The following is a 4,995-nucleotide window of genomic DNA, read 5'->3' on the forward strand; positions in this document are numbered from 1 at the left end:
GAGAGACCTTGATAGATGCATAGAGAAGGACATGGAGGAGCTTCTGAACTTCTACTCCTGTCCCAAGGGGATATGGGTCAAGCTAAGGACGACCAATGTTATCGAGAGGGCATTCAGGGAGGTGAGGCGTAGGACAAGGCCCATGAGTTGCTTTAACAATACTCAGAGCATTGAGAGGATTGTTTATGCGGTGCTGAGCCGATTGAACGAGCAATGGGGAAAACACCCCTTAAAGGAATTTACACAAAATGATTGACACTACCCTGAGGCATACAGCCTCTTGACAATAGGTTAACATGCAGGTTAACATTAATAGTGAATAGAACCGTAACTTTTTACAAGACAGCCGATGGGAAATGCCCGATACAGGATTTTCTGGACTCTTTACCTGGGAAGGCTGCACAAAAGGTTATATGGGTTCTCAAACTCGTGGAGGAGTTGGATATTGTTCCATCTTCGTATTTTAAGAAGCTTGAAGGGACCGAGGAAATCTGGGAGTGTAGAATTGTGTTTAGCTCGAACTCCTATCGGGTATTTTGTTTCTTTGCGGATAATTCCTTGGTCGTTCTGACCCATGGCTTTATGAAAAAGAGCCAGAAGACGCCAAGGGCTGAAATTGAAAGGGCAGAGGCAATGAGAAGGGACTTTTTGAAAAGGAGGACAAGACATGAGTGACCTAAAAAAGTATATAGACGAAAGAAAGAAGAGAGACAGGAGGTTTGCCGAGGGCTATGACGAAGGATATGAGCAGTTCAAGGTCGGAGTTATGCTCCGTCAGGCCCGCGAGGCGGCCGGAATGACACAGGATGAGCTTGCGCGCAGACTCAGGACGCAGAAGACCGCGATCTCGCGGATTGAAAACCATGCGGAAGACATAAAGCTTTCGACATTAGAGCGTGTCGCTTCTGCATTGGGAAAACGACTGGAGGTTAAGATAGCCTGATGCCTACAAAGCACATTAACGCAAGAGATGTCTTCCCGCCGGAGCTGGTCAAGGAAATCCAGAAGTATTATTCCGTGGGATATCTGTATCAACACAAACAGAAATAATCGATGCTTCTTCGCGCTACTCTTATTTGCCAGTTATGCTCCGCGTGTTCTAAAAGTTAGAGACATTATTTTGTTGACATCATTGCCTCACAGCCCATCGAGAAGCCTAAGGAGACCGTCAGGGTATTTCTCTGTGTTAGAGAGAATGGTTTTAATATGTCTTTCAGAGATTTTGTATTTCAGTGCAAGGTTTTTTGTACTAAAGCCTGAGTCAAAGTCCCTTCTTACCCTGAGGTCTCTTAGCTCCCTTTCGAGGCTGTTAATGCCTCCAAAATAAAGGTATGTGCCCTTGAATGCCATTGCAAGCTTAAGTGCAGGCTCGATGCCTATAAGCTCAGCCACGCGCCTGATGTCGCCTGGAAGCCTCTTGAGGATTTCCTTTTCCTTATCGGCACCCATGCCTTTTTACTTTTCCTGCCATGTCAACTGGGGGCTAAGCTCTTTTAACTCCATAAGGCTTTCCAAGCCCTTTTCCTTTAACTCTAAGAGAAGGTTTTGAGAGCAGACATACCTGTGCTTGACCCTTATAAGGTCCCTAAACCTCTGGCCAAGAAGCCTTTTTATCTCACTTATATTTTCAGGCGGTATGACTGCCTCATGCCTTAATGTCACCTTTAAGGAGACATCATCTACAATGAAACACAGAGTGCCAGAGGTACCCATGAACCTCTTTGCACAACCTACAATATGGTTTTTGTATTTGCTAAGCTCAGGCTCAATCCCCCGAAGCTCAGAAACAAGCTCCTTACATCCCTTAATTACCCCAGCAAGGGCTTTGTCCTGAATTACCCTTTCCTTTCTTCCCATCTTTACAACTACCCTGTTGTCTTTACACCTTTCCATAAGAACCTCCTTGAAAACTATTGTTTTATTGAGTTTGATTATTCAAACTATAGTTAGTATAACGGGACTATATGGCTTTGTCAAGAAAAAAATAACTATGGTTAAAAAAAGTTCTTGACATTTTAGAAATTTTAAAGTATAGTTAAGGAATGGTAGGTGCTTTTATAAAGCAAAGAAGGCAGATTTCAGGGCTTTCTGCCAGCGAAGTTGCAGAAAAAGCAGGGGTTTCTGCGGCACATATCCTTTATATAGAGAAAGGCAAAAGAAAGCCTACATTCCATGTGCTTGTTAGGGTCATGAATGCATTAGGTATCCCTATGGATGAGTTCCTAAGAGAGACAGGATACATCGAGGCAAATATCGAGCCTGTTAGGCTCAGAGGGCTTCAGAGGGTTCCTGTTGTTACATGGGTGACAGCAGGAAAGTGGAAAGAAGTCTGCGATGCATTTGAGCCAGGGGATGCTGACCTGTGGATAGACTCTGATGTGCCGGGAAAAAATGTCTTTGGCCTTAGGGTTATTGGAGACTCTATGGAGCCTGAATTCAAAGAAGGCGAGGTTATAATCGTTAACCCTCATATAGAGGCAACACTAAATGATTTTGTCGTTGTAAAAAACAAAAACCAAGAGGCGACTTTCAAACAGCTCAAAAAATACGGCTCAAGATGGGTTTTACATCCTCTTAACTCAAAATACCCTGACCAGGAAGTGAAAAGAGGAGACTTTCAGATAATAGGCAGGGTCGTTAAAAAAGAAAAAAGATATTAGCTTTAGAAGCTTTATCCGTAGAGATACCTTTCGGGATTTCCGCTCATGGCAACTGCTACAGCCTCCTTGTCTATGCCGAGCTCAATAAGCCTATTACTTGCCTCTCTAACAGTCATAGAGCCTCCAGAAAGACCATGGGAAGAAGGATTAGCTACCAAATCAGACACAAGGATTATCCTTTCTATGCTCTTAAGCCTGAATATCATCTGGATTGTCTTTGGATGAAGATGATATGGGTCTCCTATGACCTCTATATAGATATTGTCATTTAAAAGCCCGAATCCAGAAAGCCCGTGCTCCCTATGGTGAAACCCACTCATTGCATTAAAGATATGGGTAATGCCCTTAGCACCTGCTTTAAAGCCTTCCTCTGCCTCGTTATAAGTTGCATCGGAATGTCCCATGCTTACGATTATTCCCAAGGCATGTGCTTTTCCGATAAGCTTCACTGCTCCTTCAAGCTCAGGGGCTATGGTCATTATCTTTATAACATCTTCAAAGCCTCCGATAAGCTCCTTGAAGTTATATTCTGTTGGCAGGATGAAGGAGGAGCTATTTAGCGCACCGCATTTGAGGGGATTCAGAAAAGGCCCTTCGAGGTTAACGCCTATAATCCGAGATTGGTTTTCATTGGCTTTTGTCCTCTGAGTCTCCATTGCCATTTTAACTGCCATGATGTTTTCCCTCATTATATTTATCCGGGCAGGGTATATCGTTGGGATTATCTCGGTGACTCCGTGCTTGCCGCATAGACTTGCAATCTCAAGAATATCTTTAGGGTCTTTTGTCCTTGTGTCAAAGCCCGATATACCATGGATGTGTATGTCTACTGCCTTCATTCTGGTATTATATCATTTATGCATAAAAGCCCTAAAAAGGAACTGCTTATTTTAGGCAAATGGTCTGAGGACAAACTGGATAGGATTCTTAAGAAAGCCTCTAAGATAAAAACGGCTGCACGGACAATAGATTTCCTTTCGGAAAGATTTATTGGCGTAAATTATAAAGAATCCACATTAATTGGGGACAAAAACACCAAAGAGGTTTTAGTCATAAATCTTAATGGAGTCGATTGTTTTACCTTTATAGATTACATAGAGGCAATGCGGATTTCAGGCTCGTTCTCTGAGTTTCAGGAAAACCTAAGGAGAATTAGGTATAAATCGGGAAGGGTCTCATTTAAAAGCAGGAATCACTTTTTCACGGATTGGATTGAATCCAATCAGGAGTTTGTTTCCGATGTCACGGAAAAAATAGGTGGCAGATATACGGTAAAATCCCAAAAGGTGCTGAATACGAAGAACGATGGGACCTATTTTTTATTAGGGATTAAGCCAAAGAATCGGGTTATTAAATATATCCCTTCAGAAAGGATTGATAGTAAGGTAATTGCAAGGCTTAAGACAGGAGACTATGTAGGCATATACTGTAACGAAAAGGGGCTGGATGTCTCCCATGTGGGGATTATTATAAAGGCTAAAGCTAAGGTCTATTTAAGACATGCATCATCCATAAAAAGAAAAATGGTTGATGAGGAGTTTAAAAAATACATGGCAGGTAAGACAGGGATTGTTGTATTGAGGCATAAATAAATGCAAGAGCCTGAAAAGTATTTATTCTGATATAATAGTAGTGTTTGTTGTGATTTAAGCAAGGCGGGAATAAGGACATTATGTGGTTGCTACTATATAATACCATTTCAAAGAGGAGGCGTTGATAATGCTGAAAACAATTTCAGATGCAAACCTGAATAAAATCAAAAAGGCTGTTAATGACCTTCCGAGAGGGAGAAAAATAGAGTTATTGACTATGCTGGAAGAAGAGCTTTTTGCTACGAGGTTTAAAAGTCTTTTAAAGGAATTCAGGGAGTCTGCAAAAAAATATTCTATAACAATAGAAGAGATTACTAAAGAGGTAGAGGCTGTGAGACAAAAACGGCATGAAAGTCGTAATTGATACTAATATCTGGATTAGTTACTTACTGGGTAACCTCTTACATGGCATAGATGAAAAGATACTTAAGTAAGAGAATAAAGGAGGGGGGTTAACTGTCTGGAATGTGCTTTATCAATACCCTTACAACATTATAAATTACCTCTAACTCTCTAACTTCCATTTCCTTAAGCTCAGGTGATATAGCGTCAATAAACTCTTTCTTTTGCTTGACCTCTTTTTTCTTATCCTTAAAGGTTAGAATTTCCTACATTCAATCTCGAAGTGCAACAGATGCGACTTCAAGGGGCGTCTTGTAGCCCAGACATTTTCTGGGCCTTGTGTTAATTAATGATGCTACCATTGCCACCTGCTCATTGGTTATTTTACCGAAGTCCGTGCC

General features: G+C 41.6%; 9 protein-coding genes. 6 read left to right on the plus strand and 3 right to left on the minus strand.

What is annotated here, in order from left to right:
- The 3 genes from HY805_11175 to HY805_11185 all read left to right on the plus strand — a co-directional run.
- Positions 1–256 (plus strand): transposase (locus tag HY805_11175; GenBank protein MBI4824769.1); only part of this gene is annotated, 256 nt, incomplete at its 5' end.
- A gap of 59 nt (positions 257–315) precedes the next feature.
- Complete coding sequence (locus HY805_11180; GenBank protein MBI4824770.1) at positions 316–675, plus strand: type II toxin-antitoxin system RelE/ParE family toxin; 360 nt, start codon at positions 316–318, stop codon at positions 673–675.
- On the plus strand, positions 668–943 hold the full coding sequence (locus HY805_11185; protein MBI4824771.1) for a helix-turn-helix transcriptional regulator: 276 nt from the start codon (positions 668–670) through the stop codon (positions 941–943). The genes HY805_11180 and HY805_11185 overlap by 8 nt, the downstream gene beginning before the upstream one ends.
- A 194-nt stretch (positions 944–1,137) precedes the next feature.
- Here HY805_11185 and HY805_11190 read toward each other — a convergent pair whose 3' ends face one another.
- Together HY805_11190 and HY805_11195 are read right to left on the minus strand one after the other, a co-directional pair.
- Positions 1,138–1,449, minus strand: coding sequence for a hypothetical protein (locus HY805_11190; protein ID MBI4824772.1), 312 nt, complete (start codon positions 1,447–1,449; stop codon positions 1,138–1,140).
- A gap of 6 nt (positions 1,450–1,455) precedes the next feature.
- Positions 1,456–1,893, minus strand: coding sequence for a hypothetical protein (locus tag HY805_11195; protein ID MBI4824773.1), 438 nt, complete (start codon positions 1,891–1,893; stop codon positions 1,456–1,458).
- A gap of 149 nt (positions 1,894–2,042) precedes the next feature.
- Here HY805_11195 and HY805_11200 point away from each other — a divergent pair, with 149 nt between their 5' ends.
- Entirely contained in the window at positions 2,043–2,660 is a 618-nt protein-coding gene (locus tag HY805_11200; GenBank protein MBI4824774.1) for a helix-turn-helix domain-containing protein, read from the plus strand.
- Positions 2,661–2,671: 11 nt separating this feature from the next.
- On the opposite strand, the gene HY805_11205 is transcribed toward HY805_11200, so the two are convergent.
- Positions 2,672–3,499 (minus strand): hypothetical protein, encoded by an 828-nt coding sequence (locus HY805_11205; protein MBI4824775.1) that lies wholly within the window; start codon positions 3,497–3,499, stop codon positions 2,672–2,674.
- An 18-nt stretch (positions 3,500–3,517) separates the two neighbouring features.
- On the opposite strand from HY805_11205, the gene HY805_11210 reads away from it, so the two are divergent.
- Positions 3,518–4,252 (plus strand): DUF1460 domain-containing protein, encoded by a 735-nt coding sequence (locus tag HY805_11210; protein MBI4824776.1) that lies wholly within the window; start codon positions 3,518–3,520, stop codon positions 4,250–4,252.
- 127 nt (positions 4,253–4,379) lie between these two features.
- Positions 4,380–4,616 (plus strand): hypothetical protein, encoded by a 237-nt coding sequence (locus HY805_11215; GenBank protein MBI4824777.1) that lies wholly within the window; start codon positions 4,380–4,382, stop codon positions 4,614–4,616.
- Positions 4,617–4,995: the final 379 nt, after the last annotated feature.

Source organism: Nitrospirota bacterium, from assembly GCA_016207905.1.
Taxonomy (GTDB): Bacteria; Nitrospirota; Thermodesulfovibrionia; order Thermodesulfovibrionales; family JdFR-86; genus JACQZC01.